The sequence below is a fragment of the Rheinheimera sp. F8 genome (assembly GCF_001518915.1).
In genome coordinates this window covers 2316401-2340417 of the sequence record NZ_CP013656.1, presented here as the reverse complement: position 1 = coordinate 2340417, position 24017 = coordinate 2316401, and the positions used below count along the sequence as shown (strand labels likewise).

At 54.3% G+C, this 24017-nt stretch carries 17 protein-coding genes and 3 tRNA genes; 5 read left to right on the top strand and 15 right to left on the bottom strand.

Going from position 1 to position 24017, the window contains the following annotated elements; all coding sequences use genetic code 11:
- The first annotated feature begins 208 nt into the window (after window positions 1-208).
- Window positions 209-466 (top strand): hypothetical protein, encoded by a 258-nt coding sequence (locus ATY27_RS10475; protein ID WP_208930603.1) that lies wholly within the window; start codon window positions 209-211, stop codon window positions 464-466.
- A 522-nt stretch (window positions 467-988) separates the two neighbouring features.
- Here ATY27_RS10475 and ATY27_RS10470 read toward each other — a convergent pair.
- From ATY27_RS10470 to ATY27_RS10425, 10 genes are all read right to left on the bottom strand, one after another.
- Window positions 989-1065: transfer RNA gene (locus ATY27_RS10470), tRNA-Arg, on the bottom strand.
- Window positions 1066-1129: 64 nt separating this feature from the next.
- A tRNA-Arg gene (locus tag ATY27_RS10465) sits at window positions 1130-1206 on the bottom strand.
- 18 nt (window positions 1207-1224) lie between these two features.
- Window positions 1225-1314 (bottom strand) — tRNA-Ser (locus ATY27_RS10460).
- Window positions 1315-1481: 167 nt separating this feature from the next.
- Window positions 1482-1685 carry a carbon storage regulator CsrA gene (csrA, locus tag ATY27_RS10455; RefSeq protein WP_031568392.1) on the bottom strand — a complete coding sequence of 68 codons (204 nt, stop codon included), beginning with the start codon at window positions 1683-1685 and terminating at the stop codon, window positions 1482-1484.
- A 111-nt stretch (window positions 1686-1796) separates the two neighbouring features.
- A complete protein-coding gene (locus ATY27_RS10450) occupies window positions 1797-3008 on the bottom strand; it encodes an aspartate kinase (RefSeq protein ID WP_208930602.1) in 1212 nt (403 codons plus the stop codon).
- Window positions 3009-3011: 3 nt separating this feature from the next.
- Window positions 3012-5630 carry an alanine--tRNA ligase gene (gene alaS / locus ATY27_RS10445; protein WP_347876422.1) on the bottom strand — a complete coding sequence of 873 codons (2619 nt, stop codon included), beginning with the start codon at window positions 5628-5630 and terminating at the stop codon, window positions 3012-3014.
- A 14-nt stretch (window positions 5631-5644) separates the two neighbouring features.
- Window positions 5645-6112 carry a regulatory protein RecX gene (locus ATY27_RS10440; RefSeq protein WP_208930600.1) on the bottom strand — a complete coding sequence of 156 codons (468 nt, stop codon included), beginning with the start codon at window positions 6110-6112 and terminating at the stop codon, window positions 5645-5647.
- Window positions 6102-6845 carry a hypothetical protein gene (locus ATY27_RS10435; protein WP_208930599.1) on the bottom strand — a complete coding sequence of 248 codons (744 nt, stop codon included), beginning with the start codon at window positions 6843-6845 and terminating at the stop codon, window positions 6102-6104. The genes ATY27_RS10440 and ATY27_RS10435 overlap by 11 nt, the downstream gene beginning before the upstream one ends.
- Entirely contained in the window at window positions 6842-7342 is a 501-nt protein-coding gene (locus ATY27_RS10430; RefSeq protein WP_208930598.1) for a WbuC family cupin fold metalloprotein, read from the bottom strand. Before ATY27_RS10430 ends, ATY27_RS10435 begins: the two co-directional genes overlap by 4 nt.
- A gap of 160 nt (window positions 7343-7502) precedes the next feature.
- The gene (locus tag ATY27_RS10425; RefSeq protein ID WP_208930597.1) at window positions 7503-9674 is read right to left on the bottom strand and encodes a S46 family peptidase; all 2172 of its coding nucleotides are present in this window, start codon (window positions 9672-9674) and stop codon (window positions 7503-7505) included.
- 208 nt (window positions 9675-9882) lie between these two features.
- Between ATY27_RS10425 and ATY27_RS10420 the strand changes: the two genes are divergently transcribed.
- Both ATY27_RS10420 and ATY27_RS10415 read left to right on the top strand, forming a co-directional pair.
- Window positions 9883-10377 carry a TIGR00645 family protein gene (locus ATY27_RS10420; RefSeq protein WP_208930596.1) on the top strand — a complete coding sequence of 165 codons (495 nt, stop codon included), beginning with the start codon at window positions 9883-9885 and terminating at the stop codon, window positions 10375-10377.
- A 79-nt stretch (window positions 10378-10456) separates the two neighbouring features.
- Complete coding sequence (locus tag ATY27_RS10415) at window positions 10457-14047, top strand: hybrid sensor histidine kinase/response regulator (protein WP_208930595.1); 3591 nt, start codon at window positions 10457-10459, stop codon at window positions 14045-14047.
- Window positions 14048-14093: 46 nt separating this feature from the next.
- On the opposite strand, the gene ATY27_RS10410 is transcribed toward ATY27_RS10415, so the two are convergent.
- The 5 genes from ATY27_RS10410 to hrcA all read right to left on the bottom strand — a co-directional run bounded on the left by ATY27_RS10410 (window position 14094) and on the right by hrcA (window position 21154).
- Entirely contained in the window at window positions 14094-14822 is a 729-nt protein-coding gene (locus ATY27_RS10410) for a transporter substrate-binding domain-containing protein (protein ID WP_208930594.1), read from the bottom strand.
- Window positions 14823-14876: 54 nt separating this feature from the next.
- Complete coding sequence (locus tag ATY27_RS10405) at window positions 14877-17828, bottom strand: ligand-binding sensor domain-containing diguanylate cyclase (protein WP_208930593.1); 2952 nt, start codon at window positions 17826-17828, stop codon at window positions 14877-14879.
- 40 nt (window positions 17829-17868) lie between these two features.
- Window positions 17869-19356 (bottom strand): NAD-dependent succinate-semialdehyde dehydrogenase, encoded by a 1488-nt coding sequence (locus tag ATY27_RS10400; protein WP_244151263.1) that lies wholly within the window; start codon window positions 19354-19356, stop codon window positions 17869-17871.
- A 187-nt stretch (window positions 19357-19543) separates the two neighbouring features.
- Window positions 19544-20104 (bottom strand): nucleotide exchange factor GrpE, encoded by a 561-nt coding sequence (gene grpE / locus ATY27_RS10395; protein ID WP_208930592.1) that lies wholly within the window; start codon window positions 20102-20104, stop codon window positions 19544-19546.
- A 42-nt stretch (window positions 20105-20146) separates the two neighbouring features.
- Window positions 20147-21154: a heat-inducible transcriptional repressor HrcA gene (gene hrcA / locus ATY27_RS10390; protein ID WP_208930591.1), complete on the bottom strand. Its 1008-nt coding sequence runs from the start codon at window positions 21152-21154 to the stop codon at window positions 20147-20149.
- A 201-nt stretch (window positions 21155-21355) separates the two neighbouring features.
- Here hrcA and nadK point away from each other — a divergent pair, with 201 nt between their 5' ends.
- Together nadK and recN are read left to right on the top strand one after the other, a co-directional pair.
- Window positions 21356-22237 carry an NAD(+) kinase gene (gene nadK / locus ATY27_RS10385; RefSeq protein ID WP_208930590.1) on the top strand — a complete coding sequence of 294 codons (882 nt, stop codon included), beginning with the start codon at window positions 21356-21358 and terminating at the stop codon, window positions 22235-22237.
- Window positions 22238-22340: 103 nt separating this feature from the next.
- A complete protein-coding gene (recN, locus tag ATY27_RS10380) occupies window positions 22341-24008 on the top strand; it encodes a DNA repair protein RecN (protein WP_208930589.1) in 1668 nt (555 codons plus the stop codon).
- Window positions 24009-24017 lie beyond the last annotated feature (9 nt).

The following is a 24017-nucleotide window of genomic DNA, read 5'->3' as shown; positions in this document are numbered from 1 at the left end:
TTAAACTCGCCACATGCTGAAGAGGCCTTACAGTGCGGCGGCTATGCGTGATTTTTGGATGAGGGGCCAAACAGAAGTTTAAGACGCAGAATATAATGTTCTGTTTTCACGCGACGAGCTCTGCGAGGAGCCGCGGGACGCAAAAACACAAAAACGCCGGGAGCGTTTTTGGACAGCTTTAGCTGGTCCCGCAGGGATTTTTGCCAGGATGGCAAAAACACAAAAACGCCGGGAGCGTTTTACACTCGCGACATCCTTGCCGCTCGCCTACCGGCAGCTGCGCTTTGCAAAACGGCTATCCTGCCGTTTTGTGGACAGCTTTAGCTGGTCCCGCAGGGATTTTTGCCAGGATGGCAAAAACACAAAAACGCCGGGAGCGTTTTACACTCGCGACATCCTTGCCGCTCGCCTACCGGCAGCTGCGCTGTGCAAAACGGCTATCCTGCCGTTTTGTGGACAGCTTTAGCTGGTCCCGCAGGGATTTTTGCCAGGATGGCAAAAACACAAAAACGCCGGGAGCGTTTTACACTCGCGACATCCTTGCCGCTCGCCTACCGGCAGCTGCGCTGTGCAAAACGGCTATCCTGCCGTTTTTTGGACAGCTTTAGCTGGTCCTGAAGGGATTTTTGCCAGGATGGCAAAAACAAAAAAACCTGCACTAAGCCGGTTTAATGGGTGAAATCAGCAGCGAGCGAGCCAACAATTTGGCTCGCTCTGATTTCACGCCTGTTGCTCTGCAACAGGCCGGAGGACGCAGGAGGATTACAGCTGGCTGCGCCAACTGCCCTTCGGGTCGCGCTGCGCGCGCTCGGTCGGCAAAGCCGACACGTCGAACCGTGAAGACGGGATCTCAGCATGCCATCAGTTTGGCATGCTGCCGGCTGAACGCGACGAGCTCCGCGAGGAGGGAGGTTCTCACCGCCTGCGTCATCAGTTCTTTATTTGGGGACTGGCTTTAAACAAAAAAACCTGCACTAAGCAGGTTTAATGGCGGACGCAGGAGGATTCGAACCTCCGACCGCTCGGTTCGTAGCCGAGTACTCTATCCAGCTGAGCTATGCGTCCTGGGAGTATGTCTTGCGACAGGTCTTACAATTTTCAATCTTGCTTGTAGTGCCAGTGTTTCAGATGGCGGACGCAGGAGGATTCGAACCTCCGACCGCTCGGTTCGTAGCCGAGTACTCTATCCAGCTGAGCTATGCGTCCATCTAATCTAAAAACAACTGGCGGAGGGAGAGGGATTCGAACCCTCGATAGAGTTTCCCCTATACACCCTTAGCAGGGGTGCGCCTTCAGCCACTCGGCCATCTCTCCGCGCTACGTTGCGGTGCGTATATTAATGTCTCAGGAAAATATGTCAAACAAAATTTTGAACCTGACTGTGCGATTGCCGACCTTTTAGACAATCTGCGCAATTAATAACGTAAACGACTACTTTTTACACAACAAAACAATAAAAACAATGATTTACGAAAACAGACTTATTGATCATCATCCTGGCTGTAACTGCCTGGTGTGCCCTTTTCCGCTTGTATCCGCATATAGATTTCTTCACGGTGTACCGATACTTCTTTTGGTGCATTCACACCGATCCGTACCTGATTACCTTTTACGCCTAATACAGTGACAGTCACTTCATCACCGATCATTAATGTCTCACCAACGCGACGGGTCAAAATAAGCATTCGTTTGCTCCTATCCTTTAGTCCCAGCTATTTAAACGACGCTTAGCCTTTCACCAACGCGTCCATGTTGCCAATCATAACTCAGCATTCAAATTTATGAAAATCCAGCGATTAATTATCACTGTTGAACAAAACCTGATGTAATTTTGCAGCGGCACCTTCAACCAGTTCCGGCGCCATTAATACAGAAAACCGACTTTCAGTCTGCGTCATCGCCCAAATCTGAATATTCAGCTGGTTTAATAGCTGATGGATCCGTGCGACCACATCGGGTTGCGACCTGACGCCGATACCGACCACCGACAGTTTAGCAAGATTTGCTTGAATGCGGTGCTGAGCGTCCCGACAATTTTTCAGCAAATTCTGTACATCGTCAGCAACTTGCAGCCAATCGCTGTTGGTCAGCACCAATTGCACCGTCAGCTGATCAGGCCACACGCCATATTGTTGCACCATATCCGTTTCAACGTTGCGCTCGGCCAGCAGGTTCAATAACCGGCAAAAATCAGTATGACTCAGCGCCTGCAACTGCAGAAACGTCAGGCCATGCTGGCAGGCAATACCGGATATTAACGGCAGTTGCATTGGATCTTCCTCGTAAGTCATCAGCGTGCCGGCATCCGGCCTGAAAGTCGATAACACGCGCAGCAGCACCCGATGCCGCCCGGCATATTCGACCGAGCGTGAGTGCAGCACTTTCGCACCGACACTGGCCAGCTCCAGCATGTCGCCAAACGGGATCTGGGGCAGCCGGCGGGCGCCGGAGCAAATGCGCGGGTCTATGGTGTATACGCCATCCACATCGGTATAGATCTGACATTCGTCAGCCTTTACTGCGGCAGCCAGCGCGACTGCCGACGTATCAGAGCCACCCCGCCCCAGCGTCGTCAGATTGCCTTCGATATCCCGCCCCTGAAAACCGGCGACCACTACAATATGGCCTTGTTCCAGTTCCAGCGCCAGTCGCTCGGTATCCACCCGTTCAATTCTGGCTTTGCCAAACTTGTTATCGGTATGAATACAGACCTGATCGGCCAACAGCGAAACTGCAGGGTAGCCACGTTTGACCAAGGCAATGGCCAGCAATGCGATAGTGACCTGTTCACCGGCAGCTGCCAGTACATCCAGCTCGCGCGCCGTGGCTTTCACATCGATACGTTGGGCCAGCCCGAGTAACCTATTGGTTTCCCCGGCCATTGCTGATACCACCGCAATCACTTTATGACCAGCCTGCACAGTGCGGATAATCAGATCCGCCACCGCTTCAATCCGTTCAGTGGTCCCTACCGAGGTTCCACCGAACTTTTGCACCAGTAATGCCACCTGTTACAGCTTCGCTGCCAGATAGTCTGTGGCCGCCGCTAATACCTTGCCAAGGCCGGCAACGTCTGTACCACCGGCTTGCGCCAGATCCGGCTTGCCGCCACCTTTACCACCCAGTTGCTCCGCCGCCCAGCCCACCAGCTGGCCGGCATTGACTTTATCGGTCAGGTCTTTGGTAACACCTGCAATCAGGCTGACTTTGCCGTCGCTGGCAGTGCCAAGCAGAATCACGCCGGAGCCGATGTTGTTTTTCAGCTCGTCGACCATAGTGCGGAAACCTTTTGGATCCACGCCGGACAGCTCTGCAATCAACACTTTAGTGCCGTTCAGCGCCACTGCTTTTTCCAGCAATGAAGCACCGGCAGCGCTGGCCATTTTCGCTTTCAGTTGTTCCAGTTCTTTTTCCAGCAGCTTGCTGCGGTCTAAAGTCTGGATCACCCGCTCGCCAATCGACAGCACATCGCCTTTTAACAAAGCCGCAACTTGTTGCGCTTGCTGTTCCAGTTTGTGTAAATAAGCCAGGGCGCCAACGCCGGTGACCGCTTCGATGCGGCGTACACCGGCAGCGATGCCGCTTTCTACGACGATCTTAAACAGACCGATATCGCCAGTGCGGGCCACATGCGTGCCGCCGCAGAGTTCAATCGAGAACTCGCCCATCGAAAGAACACGGACGTCGTCATCATATTTTTCACCGAACAGCGCCATAGCGCCGGCGGCTTTAGCCGCATCCAGCTGCATCAGCCGGGTCAGTACTTCATGGTTGGCCTGAATTTGCGCGTTCACCAGTTGTTCAATCTGGCGAACTTCGTCTGCTTTCACCGCTTCAAAATGGGCGAAGTCAAAACGCAGGCGGTCAGGACCAACTTGTGAGCCTTTTTGTACCACGTGCGCACCCAGTACCTGCTGCAGTGCAGCATGTAACAAGTGCGTTGCCGAGTGGTTTTTGCGGATAGCGCTGCGCCGTTCGTTATCAATTTGCGCATCGACACGCTCGCCGACGGATAAAGTACCGCTGATGGTGCCGCGATGCGCAAAGGCTTTGCCAATTTTCAGCGTATCGACCACAGTAAACACAGCGCCGGACGCCAGCGTGAATGTACCAGTGTCCCCCATCTGACCGCCGGACTCAGCATAAAATGGTGTCTGGTCCAGAATCACTAATGCTTGCTGGCCGTCGATCACAGACTCAACTTTTTCGCCATCACGGACGATTTCCAGCACCACCGCATTACCGTGTTGCTCGGTATAACCTGTAAAATCAGTCACTTGCTCAGAAGTTACCGTTTGGTTATAGTCCTGACCAAAGCTGGAAGCGGCCTGGGCGCGTTTGCGCTGGGCTTCCATTGCGGCTTCAAACCCTGCCAGATCAACGGTCAAACCTTGTTCGCGCGCGACATCGCTGGTCAAATCGACCGGAAAGCCATAAGTGTCATACAGCTTAAATACCACTTCGCCCGGAATTTCCTTGCTGTCGCCAAGCGCAGCCAGAGCATCTTTGAGCAGTAACAGACCACGTTCCAGCGTCTTGCCAAACTGCTCTTCTTCCATCCGCAGTACTTTTTCGATAATAGCTTGTTTTTCAATCAGTTCCGGATAAGCTTCGCCCATTTGGACTGCAAGTTCAGCCACTAACTTACTGAAGAATACGCCTTTGGCGCCCAGCTGATTGCCATGACGCACCGCGCGGCGGATGATGCGGCGCAGCACATAACCCCGGCCTTCATTGGATGGCATCACACCATCAGCGACCAGGAAAGAACAGGAACGGATATGGTCGGCGATCACGCGCAGCGATTTATTGTCTAAATCTGTCGTGCCGGTCACCGCTGCAGCCGCTTTGATCAGGCCCTGGAAGATATCGATTTCATAGTTACTGTGCACGTGTTGCAAAATCGCGGCAATCCGCTCCAGCCCCATGCCGGTATCGACGCTTGGTTTTGGCAGTGGTTCCATCCGGCCATCGGCGTGGCGGTTGAACTGCATAAAAACGTTGTTCCAAATCTCGATAAACCGGTCGCCATCTTCTTCCGGTGAGCCCGGTGGGCCACCCCAGATATGGTCGCCGTGGTCGTAGAAAATCTCGGTACAAGGACCGCACGGGCCTGTGTCACCCATGGCCCAGAAATTGTCTGAAGCAAAAGGTGCACCTTTGTTATCGCCGATGCGGATCGCCCGTTCCTTTGGCACACCGATTTGCTGGGTCCAGATATCAAAGGCTTCGTCATCCGTCGCGTAGACGGTGATCCATAGTTTTTCTTTTGGCAATTTGACCACTTCGGTCAGAAATTCCCAGGCGTATTTAATCGCATCTTCTTTGAAATAATCACCGAAACTGAAGTTACCCAGCATTTCAAAAAAGGTGTGGTGACGGGCGGTATAACCGACGTTTTCCAGATCGTTGTGTTTACCACCGGCGCGTACACAGCGCTGGGCCGTGACGGCGCGGCTGTAGCTGCGTTTGTCCTGACCGAGAAATACGTCTTTGAATTGCACCATGCCGGCGTTGGTAAACAACAGCGTTGGGTCATTGCCCGGAATTAACGAGCTGCTGGAAACAATTTGGTGGCCTTTACTGGCAAAAAAGTCCAGAAAGGCGCGGCGCAGTTGCGCAGAGGTCATGTACATAGGCTGTCCTAACTATCTGAATGTTGTAATGCGTAGCGGATCTGCTCCGAATTGAAGCCCCGGCGTTGTAAAAACGCCATCCGTTTTAATCGTTCTTTGTCTGAACCGGCCGCCAGCTCGCCGAATTTCTTCTGCACGCAGCTGCGGGCCAGTTCAAACCAATCGGGTTCAGCGCTGTCGAGCGCTTGTTGTAACAACTCCTGGTCCAGCCGGTGTTGCCGGCTTAATTGCCGCAGCACCGCAAGCCCCTGGCCTTTGCTGATGCAATGGCGCAATAACATCTCAGCAAAGCGCTGATCTGACTGGTATTGCTCCTGCTGACAACGTTCCAATGTTACCTGAGCCAAATCGTCATCTGCGCCACGCTGGCGCAGTTTATCCAGCAGTTCATGGCTGCTATGCTCGCGCCGGCTCAGCAAACCGATGGCTAATTGCCAGACTTGCTGCGCAGTCAAAACTTCAGGTTCAGACTTCAAACACTGCCGCCTCATCCGGCCGTGCCGGCGTCAGCACAAAAAATTCCCGGAACGACAGGAAAAAGCTGATGGCCAGCCAGGGCAAGACCAAAATCAACGGAATCATCATGGTAAATGGATTAGTAATACCGAGCAGCACCATCGCAAAAGGACCAGTCATCCCCAGCAGTACAGAGATAATACCAAACACCGTCAGCGCCGGTACATTGCGCCAGCACGCCATAAAACTGGCTTGCAGCACCGGCCACAGCCGCTGTTCCCGTAGAAAATAAATCACCGGCACCGCATAGGCAAATAACATCGCATTGACCGATGCCATCGCCACTAACGCAAATAATGCCAGTAAATCCGCCTCGCCGGTCTGCCACAATGGCACTTGTTGCACCAGCAACAGCTGACTCGGGATCGATAATAAAATATTCAGACCGGCCAGCCGGATAAAAGCCGCCCGATGGCTACTTTCTTTGACTGGTTGCCACAACAGCTCCAACGTCAGTGGTTTCTGTTGTTGGGCCCGCACAATGCAATCATAAAAACCAGCCATTAAAAACGGGCTCAGCAGTTGCGCAATCACCGCTAGCAACGGATGTACCATCCCAACCAATGATATAAGCAGCATCAGCCAGAACATCGCGAGTAACAGCATATGCTGGCGCAACAGCAGCCAGCCTTGTTTCAGCCAGTCCAGACCGGCTTTCGCCGGCGCCCGGCGGATCACTAATTGTAATTTCATCCGGCTATCTCCTGCCAAGTCGGGCTGACATCGCCCACGGTTGCAGCACAAAGCCACTGTTGAAAGAATGACGCCTGGGCGTCCTGCTCAGTCGGTGCAAAGGGCGCAAAATGCCGCGGCTGCGCCGGGTCAAATGGCCCTTGTTTGACTTCAAGAAATACAGCCCCCGGCCCCCGCGCCAACACGGTATGCCATTGGCCCGGGGCCAGTTCCAGGCTGGTGACCGCAGACCCGGCACAAAGGTGCCAACGGGCAGTTACTGTGCCGGCTTCGTCAAACTGCAAAAAGTCCACCGTGCCGGCCAGCATCACAAACAATTCCCACTGTTGTGATTCGGTATGTCGATGTGGCGGTACGTAACTGTCTGGCTGCATCGCTATGACTACCCGCTGCACCGGCTCAGCAAAACTTTGATGCAAATTCAAAAATGTCCGGCGCCGCGGCTGTTGTGCCGCAGTCGCGAGCAATTCAGTAAATAAGGCTTGATCTAATAACATACCAGCAAAAATTCGGTTTAATTGCGGTGAATTAAGGCGGCCTATCATACTGCAAATGTCTGCGCTTCCCATAGTGCTAAATCAGGGCAAAACCGCAGCCAGACTGACAAAAAAGGTGCCGTTGGCACCTTTTTTGTTTTAATCGCCGCATCAGCAGTGTTTACTCGCGGACAATCTCCATCTCCGCCGTCAGATTGGTCGCGCCATCGACTTTCTCCATTTGCCACAGCAGGTAGCGGCTGTCGACATGGATGGAGCGATTCAGCGCCGGATCGTAGTCATAATTACCAATAATGCCTTCAATCACGCCATCAAACAGCAAGCCAACCAATTCCGCTTTGCCGTTTAACGTCGGTGAGCCTGAGTTACCGCCAGTCGTGTCGACCGTGCTTAAAAAATTCACCGGGACCGTTTTCAGCTCAGGATGCGCGTACGCACTGAAGTCACCGGCAGCAATAGCTGCCAGTTGCGCCGCTGGCGCATTAAACGGGCTTTGGTCTGTGTGTTTTTCACTGATGCCCTTCAGCGTGGTAAACGGCTGATAGGCCACCCCATCGCGTGGCTGATAACCTTTCACTTCACCAAAAGTTACCCGTAACGTGCCGTTAGCATCGGCATACACCGGCTTCTGGCTGGCTTTGTTAAAGGCAATCACCGCTTCCATTACTTTGGGTCGTGCCACAGCCATTTTGCCGGCATGATTTTTACTGTCGTGTTCCAGTTGCAGATCGGTATCCGCCATTGCAACAGCGAACTGAATGGCCGGATCCTGACTGGCTTTAAACTCATCGACCGATTTCCCGATCCAGGCCAGCCGTTCAATCTCATCACCAAGCAGGCTTGTCTGATAAATCTGCGTCAGTTTGGCGCGCACAGCGGCTTCGTCAAACCCTTCTGCAATACCAAAATATTGATCAAATGCGACCAGACGCTGCGGTTTTGGCAGCGCCGCATAATGTTTCAGGAAATGTAACGCGATTTCTAAATCTACCGCGCCATCAAAACTACGTGACATCCGCTTCAAGCCGGCTTTGAACCGATCCAGATCGCGCTGCTGAAAACCGGTTTCGCGCTCTTCGTCGGATTTTTGTTGCTCTAACGCCAACCGGTACAATTTACGGCTGGTACTGAATAGCTGGGCATACTCGAAATAATTCAGGATCAAGTCACGTTGTTGGGTCGTCGTTTCTGCATCCAGCAATTGCTGCAGGCTCAACAAGGCCGGTTTGTACTTGGCTTTGCGCGAAGGCTCAGCTTCAATCCAGCGCTGCAGGACCGCTTCAAACTCATCTTTACGCTGTTGCGTGCCGCCTTTTTGGTAAGTCTGGATCATGCCATCATAGTTTTTCGCATAGTTGGCGAGGCGGGCCAAAATCGCTTCATATTTGATCCGCGCTTCAGTGCCTTCTGCGGCATGCTGTTTAATTAGCGCAATCGCTTCCTGCCGGTACTGGCGCGCAGCCGGCAGCACAGTGGTGAATTGATTGCGGACTTCAAAAGCAGTGTTATAGCGGTTGGTTCGGCCCGGATAGCCAAGGACCATAACAAAATCGCCTGCCTGGACGCCTTTGGCCGACACTTTCAGGGAACTTGGCGGCACAAAAGCGACGTTGTCGGCACTGTAATCCGCCGGTTTGCCATCTTTGCCGACATAAGCGCGGTAAAACGCATAATCACCGGTATGGCGTGGCCACATCCAGTTGTCGATGTCGCCGCCAAACACACCCACGCCCCCTGCCGGCGCATGCACCAACCGCACATCGCGGATCTCCAGTTGCTTGATCAGGTAATATTCAAGGCCACCGTGAAAACTGTAGACCTCACAGCGATAGCCGGCGGTTGCTTCACATTCAGCCACCAGCTCTTTACGCAGCTGATCGATTTTGTCAAAGCGGTCTTTGCCTTGCAGTTGCGGCGTCAGTTCCTGCTTAATTTGTTGGGTCACATTACTGACCGCTTCGGTCACTAAGATTTTACTGCCAGGCGCAGCCGGCAATTCTTCTGCCGGCGTTTTCGCCAAAAAACCCCGCTCAATCAGGTTGTTCTGCGCGGTGCTATTGTGCTGAATACTGCTGTACGCACAGTGGTGATTAGTCAGCGCAAGGCCTTGTTTTGACACAAAAGATGCGGTACAGCCACCGAGGCTAATCACTGCATTCATCGGGAAGGCGGTCAGTTCGGCAATAGATTTGGCATCTATTTGCAGACCTTTGGCTTTGAGTAGCGCTTCCAGTTCCGGCAACTGATGCGGTTGCCACATGCCTTCATCGGCGTTTGCCACAGCGGCCGTCAATACTGAGAATATCGACAACGCCAGCACAGAATTTTTCATTCAACGATTCCTTTAGATCCGTCCCGCGCCTGCATATCAGCTGACGGGTTCCACGACATGGATGATTTATCTGGATTTTGCCGCATTGTGCGATAAATCTGCCGGGGAATAACAGTCCCAGTCGCAGAAAAAATACAGAACTTGAAAAATCCGGCAGGATCCCCCAGATCCAGTGCAGTTTTAATCACCGGATGGCGCTGTAACGACGATGGAAAAACAAATTGAAACACTGATGTACGCCAGCCGCTGGCTGATGGCGCCGATTTATTTGGGACTGAGCCTGGTGCTTATTGCGCTCGGTATTAAATTTTTTCAGGAAATTTTCCATCTCCTGCCCAATATCATCGCCACCAAAGAGGCCGACTTGATCCTGGTGGTGTTGTCATTAATTGATATTGCGCTGGTCGGTGGGCTGATTGTGATGGTGATGTTTTCCGGTTATGAGAACTTCGTGTCGCGGCTGGACATTGATGAGTCGGCAGAGAAACTGAATTGGCTCGGCAAAGTCGACTCGGGTTCACTGAAAAATAAAGTCGCAGCCTCTATCGTGGCGATCTCTTCCATTCACCTGCTAAAAATATTTATGGACACGCCGAACATCGATAATGACAAAATCATGTGGTACCTGTTGATCCATATCACTTTTGTGTTATCAGCCTTTGTCATGGGCTACCTCGATAAACTGACGAAAGAGAAAGTCTGAAATTGACCCGGGCGGATGGCTGAGTTAGTTTAGGAGATCCGCGCTCTGCGCGGTCAGTCATACGCCACGAGGTTTTGCTGTGCAGGGATCCGCGCAAGTTTTTTACCGCTTCATCAAGGCCGCAGTCGTCGCACTGCTGGTGTTCAGTTATCCCCTGTTCTCGATGGAAGCGGGTCTGCCGCTGTTAAAAAACTTTAAGCCAAAAGACTACAATGCCGGCACCCAGAACTGGGCCATGCTGCAGGACAGTGATGGCTTGATTTACGCCGGCAATAACGTCGGTGTACTGGAATTCGACGGCGTGCACTGGCGCGTCATCGCGACCACCAATCAGTCCGTGGTGCGCTCGCTGGCACTGGGGCATGACGGCAGAATTTATGTCGGTGCCAAAGGCGACCTCGGTTATATCAACAAAGCCCGCCCGCAAGGCGCTCAGTTTATTTCGTGGCGCGACCGTATCCCTGCCGCCTACCGCAATTTTCAGGATATCCGCCAGACCTTTGTCACCGAACAGGGCGTATTGTTTGTTGCCCGCTCCTATCTGTTTTTGATTAACGACCAGGAAGTTCGCAGCTGGACCAGTGAGTCCGCCTTTATGAAAGCCTTTCAGCTTAATGACCGCATCCTGATTAAAGAACAGGATACTGGCCTGCTCGAACTGAAAGACGGGCGGCTGGAGCCGGTCAACAGCACGCAGCCACTGGCGGATAAAGCCGTGTTTATCGCAGAACAATGGAACGAAAATCAGGTGCTGATTGGCACCCGCGACGCCGGATTTTTTCTGTTGGGTCCAAATGGTATGCAACCATTTCAGATGCCCGCCAGCAAAGAACTGGATCAGGCGATGATTTATACCAGTCAGCGGCTGCGTAACGGCCTGCTGGCGATTGGCACGGTGCGGGACGGCATCTATCTGCTGGACCAGCAAGGCAACATCCACAGCCATATCAATAAGTTTTCCGGCATGCTCGATGACAATGTGCGCGCGCTGATGGAAGACCGCCAGCAAGGTCTGTGGGTGGCTATGGATCATGGATTGGCGCGGGTCGAAGCCTCCTCGGCCATCTCCATGTTTAATCATGTGATGGGCCTCAAAGGCAACGTGTTGTCGCTCCATCGCTATCAACAACAGTTATTTGCCGGTACCAGCCAGGGCTTGTTCCGGTTACAGGCCGACGGCGTGAAAGCGGCGCATTTCAGCGCCATTGATAACTTCAGCAACCAAACCTGGGATTTTGCCGATTTTGCCAACAGCATGTTGATTGCAAATAATAAAGGCGTTTATCAGTATCAGGATGGGCAGTCTGCACTGATCCTGGATACGCCGGTACCGGCCAAAGTATTGCTGGTGTCGCGCCAGCAGCCTGATACGGTCTGGGTGGGTTTGCAAAATGGCTTGCTGCGCCTGCAATACAGCGCCGGCCAGTGGCGCAATCTTGGGGTAGTCAGCGGCGTAGTCGGCAATCTGAACAGCCTGATTGAAGAGGCGGACGGTAGTCTGTGGATCGGGACGCTGGCGAATGGCGTATACCGGCTGCAATTTAATGGTGACAGACAAAAAACGCCATTACTGGACAATTTTACCGAAGCGGCCGGCTTACCCAGTCTGAACCGCAACTCGGTACATCGCTGGTCTGGTGGCCTGTTGTTTGCCACTGTCGCCGGTTTGTACCAGTTTAATCAGAGTACCCAGACCTTCGGCATCCATCCGGTGTTCAGCGGCCTGTTTGCGCAACAACCCTGGGTGCGCTCGCCAACGCAGGACAGCAGTGGCCGTATCTGGATGATTAACTGGGACAATCAGACCGGCGAACGTCAGGCCGGCGCTGCAGAAAAAACCGGGCCGGATCAGCCCTATCACTGGTCCACCGCGCCATTGTTTCCGCTCGCCGATACACCACTGGATGTGATCCTGGCCGAAGATGCAGCCATTACCTGGTTCGGTGGCGCCGAAGGTATCTTCCGCTTTGACGCCAGCCGGGTCAGCCGCAGCATTGTGGCGCATCCACCGCTGATCCGCCGGGTGATCAGTCGTGACAATCAAACGCACTTTGCCGGTGGTCAACTGGCCAAACTGCAACTGGCGTCAGACCAGAATTCATTGCGGCTTGAATATACGGTGCCGCGCTATGGCCATCTCGACACCAACCTGTTTCAGGTGCAGCTGGTCGGTAACGATCCGGCCTGGTCGGACTGGCACAATGAAACTTACCGCGATTACACCAACTTAGCACCGGGCAATTATCAGTTTAAATTGCGCTACAAAAACGCTTTTGGCGAGATCAGCGAAGCGACGCCGTTACATCTGCAAATCGCCGCCCCCTGGTACCAGAGCTGGTGGGCTTATGTGCTTTATCTACTCTCTGCCCTGGCGCTGATTAAAGTGCTGATTGGTTGGCGCGTGCGGCCGGTGTTACAGGAAAACAGCAAACTGGAAGATTTGGTCAGACAACGGACCCAACATCTGGAAGATACGATGCAGATGCTGGAAGGCGCCAAGCAAAAAGCGGAAACGGCTGCTGTGGCCAAAAGTGAGTTTCTGGCCAATATGAGCCATGAGATCCGCACGCCAATGAATGCCATTATTGGCTTTGCCCAGTTGGCGCAAAACAGTGAATCTTTTGCCGATCAGCAGCTGTATTTAAGTAAAATCACCGCGTCCAGTAAAATTTTATTAAGCATTATCAACGACATTCTTGATTTCTCAAAAGTCGAAGCCGGCAAACTTGAGTTAGAGCAGGTCCGCTTCCGGCTGCAGGATATGCTGCAGCAAATCCGCGATTTATTTATTGAACAGGCCCGGCAAAAACGGCTGGAACTGCAATTCAGTGTTGATCCGCAGGTGCCGGCCTGGCTGATTGGTGATCCGCTGCGTTTAAGTCAGGTGCTGATTAATTTACTGAGTAATGCCGTGAAATTCACCGGTCAGGGTAAGGTAGTATTGCTGGTCGATCTGGCGTTACAGGTGAATCCGCCGGAAACCGCCGCTGAAGTCTGGTTGCATTTTGCCGTGCAGGACACCGGGATCGGCCTCAGTCCGGAGCAATGTCAGAACCTGTTTCAGGCGTTCAGTCAGGCCGACACCTCGACCAGCCGTAAATATGGCGGTACCGGCCTGGGCCTCAGTATCGCCCAGCGTCTGGTGCAACTGATGGGTGGCCGCATCGAAGTGCAAAGCCTGGCGGGCATTGGCAGCACGTTCAGCTTTAGTATCCGCAGCTATCGCGCCGAAGCCAGCAGCCTGACCAATGCCAATACAACGCCGCCCCAGGCGTTGAACAGCAGCCTGTCAGACAACAATACAACACCTAAAGGCCGGATATTACTGGTGGAAGATAACAGCTATAACCAGACACTGGCGCGGATCATTCTGCAACATGCCGGCTTTGCCGTGGATGTAGCAGACCATGGTGAACAGGCGTTACAGCAACTGAGTCAGCATCAATATGCGTTGGTACTGATGGATGTGCATATGCCGACCATGGATGGCTATACCGCGACCCGGATCTTACGTCAGCAGGCGGTGCATGCGCGCCTACCGGTGATTGCGTTGACGGCACACGCCACTGAAGAATTCCGCCGCGAATGTCTGGAAGCCGGTATGAACGATTTTATCGCCAAGCCATTTGATGCCCGTACTCTGCTCAGCAAAGTACAGGAATGGGCGTAGCACTTTCAGGTAGATGTGTCAGCGCTGCCGGTTCAGCGCCACAGCATCACCGATAATGCGCCAGTATTTGTTCAAGTTGACCTTGCTGGCGCAAAGCTTTGATCGCCTGATCCAGCTGCAAGACCGTTGATTCAGCCAGCAGCGGTGAATACATGCACTGGATTTGATTGCGTTCTATTTCCACTGCATGCAGACCCTGCTTATCCTTCAGCAAATAACCATATTCAAATTCGGACACCACCACCGCGCTCAGATGTTTTTTCTGCAGATGGCGCAGGCTTTCCGCCGGCGAATAACTGTCCACGCGCTGCAACTGGCCACGGGCAAACAGTTCCGTCAGCGTTGGATAGACATAACCAAAGGTGGTGCCGACTTTGCCTTTACTGCGTTGGCTGAAATCAGTGAAATCGGCGAAATGCTCCGCCGAGATATACAGATCCCGGTGCACAAATAACGGTGGGCTCCAGCGTAATTGCGGATCGGTAAACCACTCTGGCGTGCCATTACAATAAAAATCCAGCTGGCCTTGAAGTAATAAATCAGTGACCCGTTTGCGCGGGATCGCTTCGATTTGTAGTGGACGGTTTAACGTGTGGGCTAACTGCTGATAAATATCAAACAGGATCCCGCCGACCGGGGTTTGCTGCTGATCGGTCAGCATAAAAGGCGGCGCATCGGCAATGTGTGGCACCCGCAGCGGCGTCTGGTCTGCCAGCGCTGCTGGCAACAGCAGCAGCCAGGTCATATTCAGCCAGCAGCAGGTTTTGACATTCAATGTGGCGACTCCGGTGTCCCTTGTTCAGACACTGAGCATAGCCGTAACCCCAGACTAACTGCAAACCCGGTTGCGGCCCTGCGCTTTAGCCTGATACAGCAGTTGATCGGCCCGGCTCAGTAACTTGTCGTAACTGCCGACATCCTCGTGTTGCGCCACGCCGAAACTGGCGGTCACCTGCAAGCCCGGCACATCGGCGCTGAAATCCAGCGCTGCGATCGCCAGCCGGATACGCTGACAGATCTCGACGGCGTGCGTCAAATCAGTTTGTGGCAATAACAACGCAAACTCTTCCCCACCCCAGCGGGCAATGCGGTCAATATCCCGTACCTGCTGGCGTAATAACTGCGCCAGTTGCTGCAACACCAAATCGCCGGCCTGATGTGACCAGCGATCATTGATAGTTTTAAAATGGTCGATATCCAGCATCACCAGACAGAGTGGCTGACCTGAGCGCTGCGCCCGGCTGAATTCAAATGCCAGTTGCTCATCAAAGGCGCGCCGGTTGGCAAGGCCAGTCAGGCCGTCTTCCCGGGCCTGTGCAGCAAATGCCTGCGCCTGCAGTTGTAATTGCTCCGCCAGCTGAGTTTTTTCCGTTACCGCCTGACGCAATGACTGCGCCTGCGCCAGTAACTCGGTGGTTTTGCCGGCCACCTGTAGTTTCAGCCGCAATTCCGACTGACTGAGCCGATACAGCCGCCAGCGCACAAAGCCAAACAGCGCACACAACATCAGCAATCCTGCCAGCATCTGCACCCAGCCTTTTTGCCAGAATAGCGGCAACACGGTAAATTCCACCCGGGCCACGTCCTTGTTCCAGTCACTTTCCGGATAAGCGGCACTGACCAGCAACCGATAATCGCCGGGCGGCAAATTGGTGTATTCGGCATGATTGGCGGTGCCGCGTTCGACCCAGTCCTGCTCAAAGCCCTGCAGTTGCGTGCGGTACAAAATCCGTGAAGGCATCACATAACTAAGCCCGGCAAACTGGACAACGACACGCAAAGTACCGGCCGGCAACTTGGCTTGCTGCAGGGCGACTGCCCGGCCATCCGCACTGAGTTGCTGCACCACCACAGGCGGAGGTTTCAGGCTGAACTGAGCGAGGCGGGACGGATCGACGGTGGCGACCCCCTGTGAAGTGGCAAACCATAAAGTCCCGTCGCGGCGCAAAGTGGCGGCTGGCACAGATCCACCGTTACATTGCGAGCTGAGCATGCCGTCGGCTTCGCCAAACATGTCGGAATTGCCCAAAGTGGCCTGGAGGCCATCAGCCACAGCATTGGCATCACTTTGACTGATACGGACAATGCCGCGGTTACTGCTGAGCCAAAATGCGCCGGCGCTGTCGGCCAATACGCTAAAAATTTTGTCTACCGGTAAACCGGCGGCACGACCTATCAGCCGTAACTGGTTTTTCTGCTGGTCATAACGCACCAGGCCACGGTCTGTGGCCAGCCACAACCAATCCGTACCGGGGGAATGATAAAAATCAAACACATACTCGGCCTGTTCCTGACTATGCAGATCCAGTGGCCGGATCGTACCGTCTGACCAGACTGCAGCCCCGGTACCTGTGCCAATCCACAGCTGGCCAGAGCGCCCAGGCTCCGCTGGCTGATAGTACAACGCCGAGACAAACAAACCTGGCAACCCATCGGCCGTGGTCAGCGTACTGATTTGCTGCTGGCGCAGCATATTGAGTCCACCCGAAGTGCCAAAGAACACCCGGTCACCGGCCAGCGCAATGGCGCGAATTTCATTACTGGCCAGGCCGTTGCTGCGATCGTAGCGGTCCGTTACCTTACCCTGGCGTAACCGATACACGCCATCGCTGTAAGTGCCAACCCAGACCTCACCGTGTTCACCTTCAGCCAGGCTTAATACCGAGACGCCGGCATCCAGTACGACCGGCTCCAGTTTGCCTGCCACCCAGCGATCGAGGCCACCGGCACTGCCGATCCAGACACTGCCATCGGAATGTTCCAGCACAGTGCGGACATAATTGTCTACCAGGCCCTGTTGTTGCGTCAGATTGGTAAAAGGCGTTTCGCGTAGCCGGTACAGACCAGCATTGGTGCCAACCCAGACACTCTGCTCGGTGTCCTGAAAAATGCTCAGCACCCGGTTATTTGGCAGGCCATCCTGCACACCCAGTTGTTCAAGCCCCAGCGCACTGACCCGTTGCAGCCCCTGATTAATAGTGCCGATCCAGATTTGCCCATCCGCCAGCACATGCAGCGCGGTGACGGCAACATTCGCCAGTGCCGGATGTACCAGTGCAAAATGATCACCGTCCTGGCGGAACAAGCCCTGCTCTGCACCAACCAGCAACTGCCCCTGCGCGTCCAGTGCCAGCATAAAGGCTTTGAGATCCGGTGCATCGGCCAGCAACGACACCTTTTCAAACCTGAGTTCAGCGGCAGTAGGATCAAGGCGATATACGCCCTGCAAAGTGGCAAACCACAAGATGCCGGCACGGTCTTGCAACAGTTTGTAGACCACCCGCACTGTCAGACCATCTGGCACGCCAAAGCGCTGATATTGCCCGTCGGCCAGCTGCCGGATCACGCCACCACCTTCAGTGGCAAACCACAGTTGGCCTTTGCTGTCGCGCAGCAAATCATTGATCAGATAACCAAGCGGCGGAAAACTTTGCCAATGACCATTGCTGACCCGGCTAAAGCCGCCGCGGGCACCGGCAACCAGCATACTGCCATCGTGTTCGCGGAAAAAAGTCCGCACCCCGACATCCGGCAATCCGGTCACACTGTCGCGGCCAAAAATGGTAAAACTGCGGCCATCATAGCGGGCCGCGCCTTCCCAAGTGGCCAGCCACAGATAGCCGTCGCCACTTTGATGAATATTGTTGATGGTGTTATGCGGCAGCCCGTCGCGGGTGGTCCAGCTTTCGCGGAAATAATCATGTAGCGGCGTGACCGCCTGTGCCGCGCCTGCCAGCAGCGTGCTGATGCCAAGCAACAACGTAAAGAAAATCCATTGCATTTGCTTCTCCGGTCACGACAGCCGATTAATCCGGCTGACCTTAATCAGCTAATTCCCAGCACAAGTGCTTCAGTTGCAGATAATCTGCCACGCCATATTTTGAGCCTTCCCGGCCAAAGCCGGCACTGCCCACACCACCAAACGGAATGCGGGCATCGGAAATTGCGGTCGCATTGATCCCGACCATGCCGGCGGTCAGTTGACGCGCCAGCCGGTAATTGCGTTTTTCGTCGGCGCCATACAGATAGGCCGCCAGACCGCCATCAGTCTGATTGGCCAACTGCAGCGCCTGCACTTCATCTGTGAAAGTCTGCAGCGTCAGCACCGGACCAAAGATCTCCTGCTGACATATCGCCATCTGCATCGTCACATCGGCCAGCAAAGTCGGCGGAAAAAAATAACCACCGGCCAGATCTGTGTTCAGTGCGGGGGATAAAGCCTGCTGACAGACCCGCCGCGCGCCTTGTTGTATTGCGCCGTCAACCAATTGCTGCACCTTGTGGACTGCCTTGGCCGAAATTAACGGGCCGATTTGTACAATGTCAGCCTGACCTGCGCCGACCTGCAACGCCATCACTGCGGCGGCGAGCCGCTGTTCCAGCGCGGGTGCTACCTGAGCATCGACCAGCACCCGGTTAATACAGATGCAGGTCTGGCCGGCATTACGGAATTTGGCCGCCATAATCCCATCCACCGCTGCATCCAGATCGGCGTCGGCAAATACCAGCACCGGCGCGTTGCCGCCCAGTTCCAGCGACAGTCGTTTTAACGTGGCAGCACTTTGTTGCATCAACAACCGGCCAACGGCTGTAGAGCCGGTGAAACTGACTTTGGCGACCTGTGGCGATGCGATCAGAAATGCCGCCAGCGGATCCGGTGTGGCGCAAGGCAACACCTGCAACACGCCAGGCGCAATGCCAGCTTCGATGGCGAGTTCCGCCAGCGCCAATGCGGTCAGTGGCGTAGCTTCGGCCGGTTTTAACAACACAGTACAGCCGGCCGCCAGCGCTGCGCCAAGTTTGCGCGTGACCATCGCGGCGGGGAAATTCCATGGTGTCAGCGCCAGCACCACACCAACCGGTTCAGGGATATTCAATAATTGCCGGCCAGCGACACTCGGATGTTGCCAGTCACCTTCCAGCCGCAGCGCTTCGCCGGCAAACCAGTTCAGATAAGAGGCCGCGTAATCGATTTCCGCCCGCGCTTCGGTAAGTGGTTTGCCCTGCTCCGCACACAGCAATTGCGCCAACCGCTCACGCTGTTGCAGCATCAGCTGTTGCCAGCGCTGTAATAATTGCGCCCGATCGTTGGCAGTGCTACGCCGCCACCAGGCAAAAGCGCTGGTCGCGGCACTAAGCGCCTCTGCGGCATCGTCCAGCGACGCCGAAGCAACCTGAGCCAGCACCTGTCCATTGGCCGGATTGAGAACAGAAAAACTGTGACTGCTTTGCCGCCACTGACCATCAATCAGCAAAGCACAAGGGGGCAACTGCAAGGGCGTCGGCATGGCGTCGGACATCAATTCCATCAGAAATTCCTTGTATTCAATCTTGCTGATAATACCCGCATTTTTCACGATTTCAGCAACGACGCGGATAAAAAAAACCGCCGGGAGCGGTTTTTAACAACGCAACGCGTTGGCCCGAAGGGTGAGCGCCAGGGATGTGGATACAAAAAAACCAGCCGAGGCTGGTTTTTTTATATCTGGCGACCGATTAATCCGGTTTTTTCGTCACGCCGACCATCGCCGGGCGCAATAAACGGCCATTCAGCTCATAGCCTTTTTGCATCACGAAAACAACAGTGTTCGGCGCCAGATCAGCATTTGGCTGAATTGACATCGCTTGATGGAAATCCGGGTTAAATGGCTGACCCTGCGGGTCAATTTGTTGCACACCATATTTGGCAACGGTGTCAATCAGGCCTTTTAACGTCAGCTCCACGCCTTCGGCCAGTGCTTTAACCGCTTCATTGGCCGGATCGATAAAGCCTAACGAGCGTTCCAGGTTGTCCAGTGCCGGTAATAAATCGCCGGCAAATTTTTCCAGCGCAAATTTATGCGCTTTTTCTACGTCCTGCGCCGCACGACGTTTCATATTCTCAGCTTCGGCGCGCACCCGCAGCGCTAAATCGGTCTGTTCGGCCGCTGTGGTTTTTGCCTTTTCCAGCTCAGCCTCAAGTTTAGCGATAATCTGTTGCTCATCAGACAGTTGCACTTGTTCCTGCTCTGTTTGCGTTGCTTGTTCCGCGCTTTGTACCATGTCTTGTTCGTTCATTGCTTACTTACTCCGAAATGAATGCGGCTATTATGGGGATTGTCACGGCTGATTCAAGTGCTTTGATAGCTGCAAGCCAACCGCTTCGACTAATGGGATTAAATGCGCGTAATGCATCCGGCTCGGGCCCAGCAACGCCAGCACGCGGTGCGGCTCGGCCTGATAGCGCAGCGCAATGATGCTGACATTGTGCAGTTCCGTGATACCCGACTCGCGGCCGAGAATTAATTTAGTGCACTGATCCTGTAACACCGGCGCTAAGATTTGCAGCAAACAGGCCGGCTGCTCCAGCAATTGCACCACTTGTTGCAACGCGGCATCAGGCTGATGTTCGGCTTCCTGTAATAAATGATGCTGACCATACACCAACGGCTGATTCTGCTGCATCTCGTCCAGACTGAGCTGCGCCATCACTTCCAGCAACAAGCGTTCAGTATCACCGCCTTCGGTACGCGCCATCAGCGCCAGCCGGCCAATCGCATCCGGCCAGCATTGGCCGCACAGCGCCGCATTCAGCACACAGAGACTACGGCTTAAGGTTTGTTGTGGGATATCAGCATTTTGCGCCAGCACCCTGTGTAACACGTCGCCTTCGGCATCAATGACCACCAACAGCAATTTATCCATTGCCAACCGCACCAGCTCTGCCTGACGGATCACCCGGCCACCGGCTTTTGGTGGACTGAGCAGACTGACCAGCCCGGTTAAGTTAGCCAGCAGCTGACCGGCGCGCTGGATCAGCACCGACGGCGGCAACTGCGGCAACAAAGTCTGTTGAATTTCATTCAGCCAACGCTGCGGCACCGCTTCGAGCTGCAGCATTTTATCGATAAACAGCCGGATCCCCTGCGTGGTCGGAATGCGGCCGGCCGAGGTATGTGGTGAACGGATCAGGCCCATTTGTTCGAGCTGGACCATGGTATTGCGCACTGTGGCAGAGCTGACCTGCAGGCCGCCTTGCTCGGAAATAAATTTCGACGATACCGGCGCTCCATCACTCAGGTACTGCTCAACGATCAGTTTCAGGATCAGCTCGGGCCGGCTCAGCATCAGGTTTGTTGCTCGTTAGGAATAAAACACTTGTCTATAGTGGGGATATAACCGAAAAAATCAATGACCTGATTTGCCGCAGGCGCAGCTGGCAAATGCGTCACCGCAGGAGCTGGCCTGTGATTCAGCCGCAGGAAAGTCTGGCAGCCACCGCCCCGGCTTTGTATACTCGGCCGATAAGCAGCAAGCGGAATGTCCTGCATGACTCCCAGTTTTCGCACTATTGGCCTTATCGGCAAACCCAATCATCAAGGCGCCAACCATACGCTGGTCAGTCTGTATCACTTCTTATGTAAATATGATGTCCGTATTCTGGTGGAAGAGCGTGTCGCCGCGACACTGGGACTGCCGGCCGTTGAAGCGGCCGATCTGGTCGATTTGGGTAAACAATGTGACCTAGCGATTGTCGTCGGTGGTGATGGCAATATGCTCGGTGCAGCGCGGGTGCTGGCACGCTTTGGCGTGGCCGTGCTTGGCGTCAACCGCGGTAATCTTGGTTTTCTGACCGACCTGTCACCGGAGAGTTTTCAGCTGCCGCTGTCAGAAGTTTTAGCTGGCCAGTTTGTCACCGAAAAACGCAATTTGCTGGAAATCGAAGTGCATCGCAACGATGCGATTAAAAGCAGCAACAGCGCCGTCAACGAAGCAGTACTACATGCCGACAAAGTCGCGCATATGATTGAATTTGAAGCCTATATTAATAACGAATTTGTGTTCAGCCAACGCAGCGACGGCCTGATTGTCAGCACGCCGACCGGTTCTACCGCGTATTCATTGTCTGGCGGTGGCCCGATCCTGACGCCTGAACTGGACGCAATGAGCCTGGTGCCGATGTTCCCGCACACGCTGAGCAGCCGGCCGCTGGTGGTAGCCGGCACCAGCGAGATCCGCCTAAAAGTGGCGCCGAGCAATGACGCGCACCTGCAGATCAGCTGCGACAGCCATGTGATCCTGGCGGTGATGCCCGGTGATGAAATTGTGATCCGCAAGCATCCGAAGCCACTGTTTCTGGTGCATCCACCGGGCTACAGTTATTTCCACGTGCTGCGCAATAAACTCGGCTGGGGCTCAAAACTCTATTAATCGTTTTGAATCATCACTTTATAAATTTTTTCATAATGCAGCTTGTCAGCCTGAAAAACACTGTATAAATTAACAGTCATTATCCGCCATGACTGGAACTGACATGCTGACCCATCTCCACATCAGTAACTTCGCGATAGTCCGAGCCCTTGAAATCGAATGGCAAGCCGGGATGACCACCATCACCGGCGAAACCGGCGCCGGCAAATCAATTTCCCTCGATGCCTTAGCACTGTGTCTCGGCGAGCGGGCCGACGGTCTGGCAGTCCGGCCGGGCGCAGACAAAGCCGATCTGGTCGCCACTTTTGAAATCAGTGCGTTACCCGCGGCACAACAGTGGCTGGCAGAACAAGATCTGGCCATGGGCCTGGAATGTATAGTCCGGCGGGTGATTGGGCACGAAGGCCGCTCCCGCGGTTATATCAATGGCGTGCAGGTACCGGCGCAGCAATTAAAAGCGCTGGGCCAATATCTGCTCAGCATCCATGGTCAGCATGCCCATCAGCAACTGTTAAAAAACGATTATCAACGCCAGCTGCTGGATGCTTTTGCCGCGCATCCGGAATTACTCAGTCAATGCAAACAACGCTGGAAACACGCGCAGCAGCTGAAAAGCGAATATCAGGCGCTGCAACAAAATCAGCAGCAACGGGAAGCACAGCGTCAGTTACTGGAATATCAGGTGGCAGAGCTCGACCAGTTTGCACCACAAGACGATGAATTCGCCGCGCTAGAAGCCGAACATCAGCGGTTAAGCCATAGCTCGGGCCTGATCCAAAGCAGTGAACTCGCATTGCAGCTGCTATATGACAACGATGAATCCAATGCTTTTGCCATGTTGCGTCAGGCTTGTTTTGCCGTCACCGACAGCGCCGCCGTCGATGCACAGCTGAGCCCTATCGAGCAGATGCTGCAGGAAGCATTGGTGCAAATTGAAGAAGCCAGCCGTGAACTGCGCCGGTATGCAGAACGGGTCGAAATCGATCCGGAACGCTTACTTGAAATCGATCAGCGCCTCAGTCAGTGGCTGAATCTGAGCCGGAAACACCAGATCGCACCTGACACGCTGGCGCTGCATCATCAGCTGCTCAGCCAACAATTACAGGCCTTGGCCGGCGATGACGAACGCTTAGTCGAGCTTGAACTGCATATCCAGCAAGCGCTGCGCGAATTCAGCAGCACGGCGGAACAACTCAGTGTCAGCCGGCAGCAGGCTGCGCTGGAACTGTCGGCCAGGATCGCCAGCAGTATGGCCGAGCTCAGCATGCATAACGCGCGCTTTTTTATTGATATCCAGCCACAGGCGCCCGAGCGCGCTAACGGCCACGGCTGGGATCAGATTGAATTTCTGGTCAGTACCAACCCGGGCCAGCCGCTGCAGCCGCTGCACAAAGTGGCTTCCGGCGGTGAGCTGTCGCGCATCAGTCTGGCAGTACAGGTGATCCTGGCAGACAAGGTCACAACCCCTACGCTGATTTTTGATGAAGTCGACGTTGGCATCAGCGGCCCGGTCGCCGCCGGAGTCGGCCGGATGCTGCGTCAGCTTGGCAGCAGCACTCAGCTGATTTGTGTCACGCATTTACCGCAGGTCGCGAGCCAGGGCCATCAGCAACTTTATGTGGAAAAATATACCGACGGCATACACACCGAAACCCGCATGCGCACACTGACCGACGATGAACGGGTGCAGGAAATTGCCCGCTTATTAGCCGGTGAAAACGTCAGTGCGCATGCAATTGCCAATGCCCGCGAACTTTTATGCACACCATAAGTCAGAACT

What these genes read in the sequence shown, in the direction of transcription:
- ATY27_RS10475 (WP_208930603.1), top strand. Translation starts at nt 209, where the DNA reads ATGGCAAAAACACAAAAACGCCGGGAGCGTTTTACACTCGCGACATCC.
- csrA (WP_031568392.1), bottom strand. Translation starts at nt 1,685, where the DNA reads ATGCTTATTTTGACCCGTCGCGTTGGTGAGACATTAATGATCGGTGAT.
- alaS (WP_347876422.1), bottom strand. Translation starts at nt 5,630, where the DNA reads ATGACCTCTGCGCAACTGCGCCGCGCCTTTCTGGACTTTTTTGCCAGT.
- ATY27_RS10435 (WP_208930599.1), bottom strand. Translation starts at nt 6,845, where the DNA reads ATGAAATTACAATTAGTGATCCGCCGGGCGCCGGCGAAAGCCGGTCTG.
- ATY27_RS10430 (WP_208930598.1), bottom strand. Translation starts at nt 7,342, where the DNA reads ATGTTATTAGATCAAGCCTTATTTACTGAATTGCTCGCGACTGCGGCA.
- ATY27_RS10425 (WP_208930597.1), bottom strand. Translation starts at nt 9,674, where the DNA reads ATGAAAAATTCTGTGCTGGCGTTGTCGATATTCTCAGTATTGACGGCC.
- ATY27_RS10420 (WP_208930596.1), top strand. Translation starts at nt 9,883, where the DNA reads ATGGAAAAACAAATTGAAACACTGATGTACGCCAGCCGCTGGCTGATG.
- ATY27_RS10405 (WP_208930593.1), bottom strand. Translation starts at nt 17,828, where the DNA reads ATGCAATGGATTTTCTTTACGTTGTTGCTTGGCATCAGCACGCTGCTG.
- ATY27_RS10400 (WP_244151263.1), bottom strand. Translation starts at nt 19,356, where the DNA reads ATGGAATTGATGTCCGACGCCATGCCGACGCCCTTGCAGTTGCCCCCT.
- grpE (WP_208930592.1), bottom strand. Translation starts at nt 20,104, where the DNA reads ATGAACGAACAAGACATGGTACAAAGCGCGGAACAAGCAACGCAAACA.
- hrcA (WP_208930591.1), bottom strand. Translation starts at nt 21,154, where the DNA reads ATGCTGAGCCGGCCCGAGCTGATCCTGAAACTGATCGTTGAGCAGTAC.
- nadK (WP_208930590.1), top strand. Translation starts at nt 21,356, where the DNA reads ATGACTCCCAGTTTTCGCACTATTGGCCTTATCGGCAAACCCAATCAT.
- recN (WP_208930589.1), top strand. Translation starts at nt 22,341, where the DNA reads ATGCTGACCCATCTCCACATCAGTAACTTCGCGATAGTCCGAGCCCTT.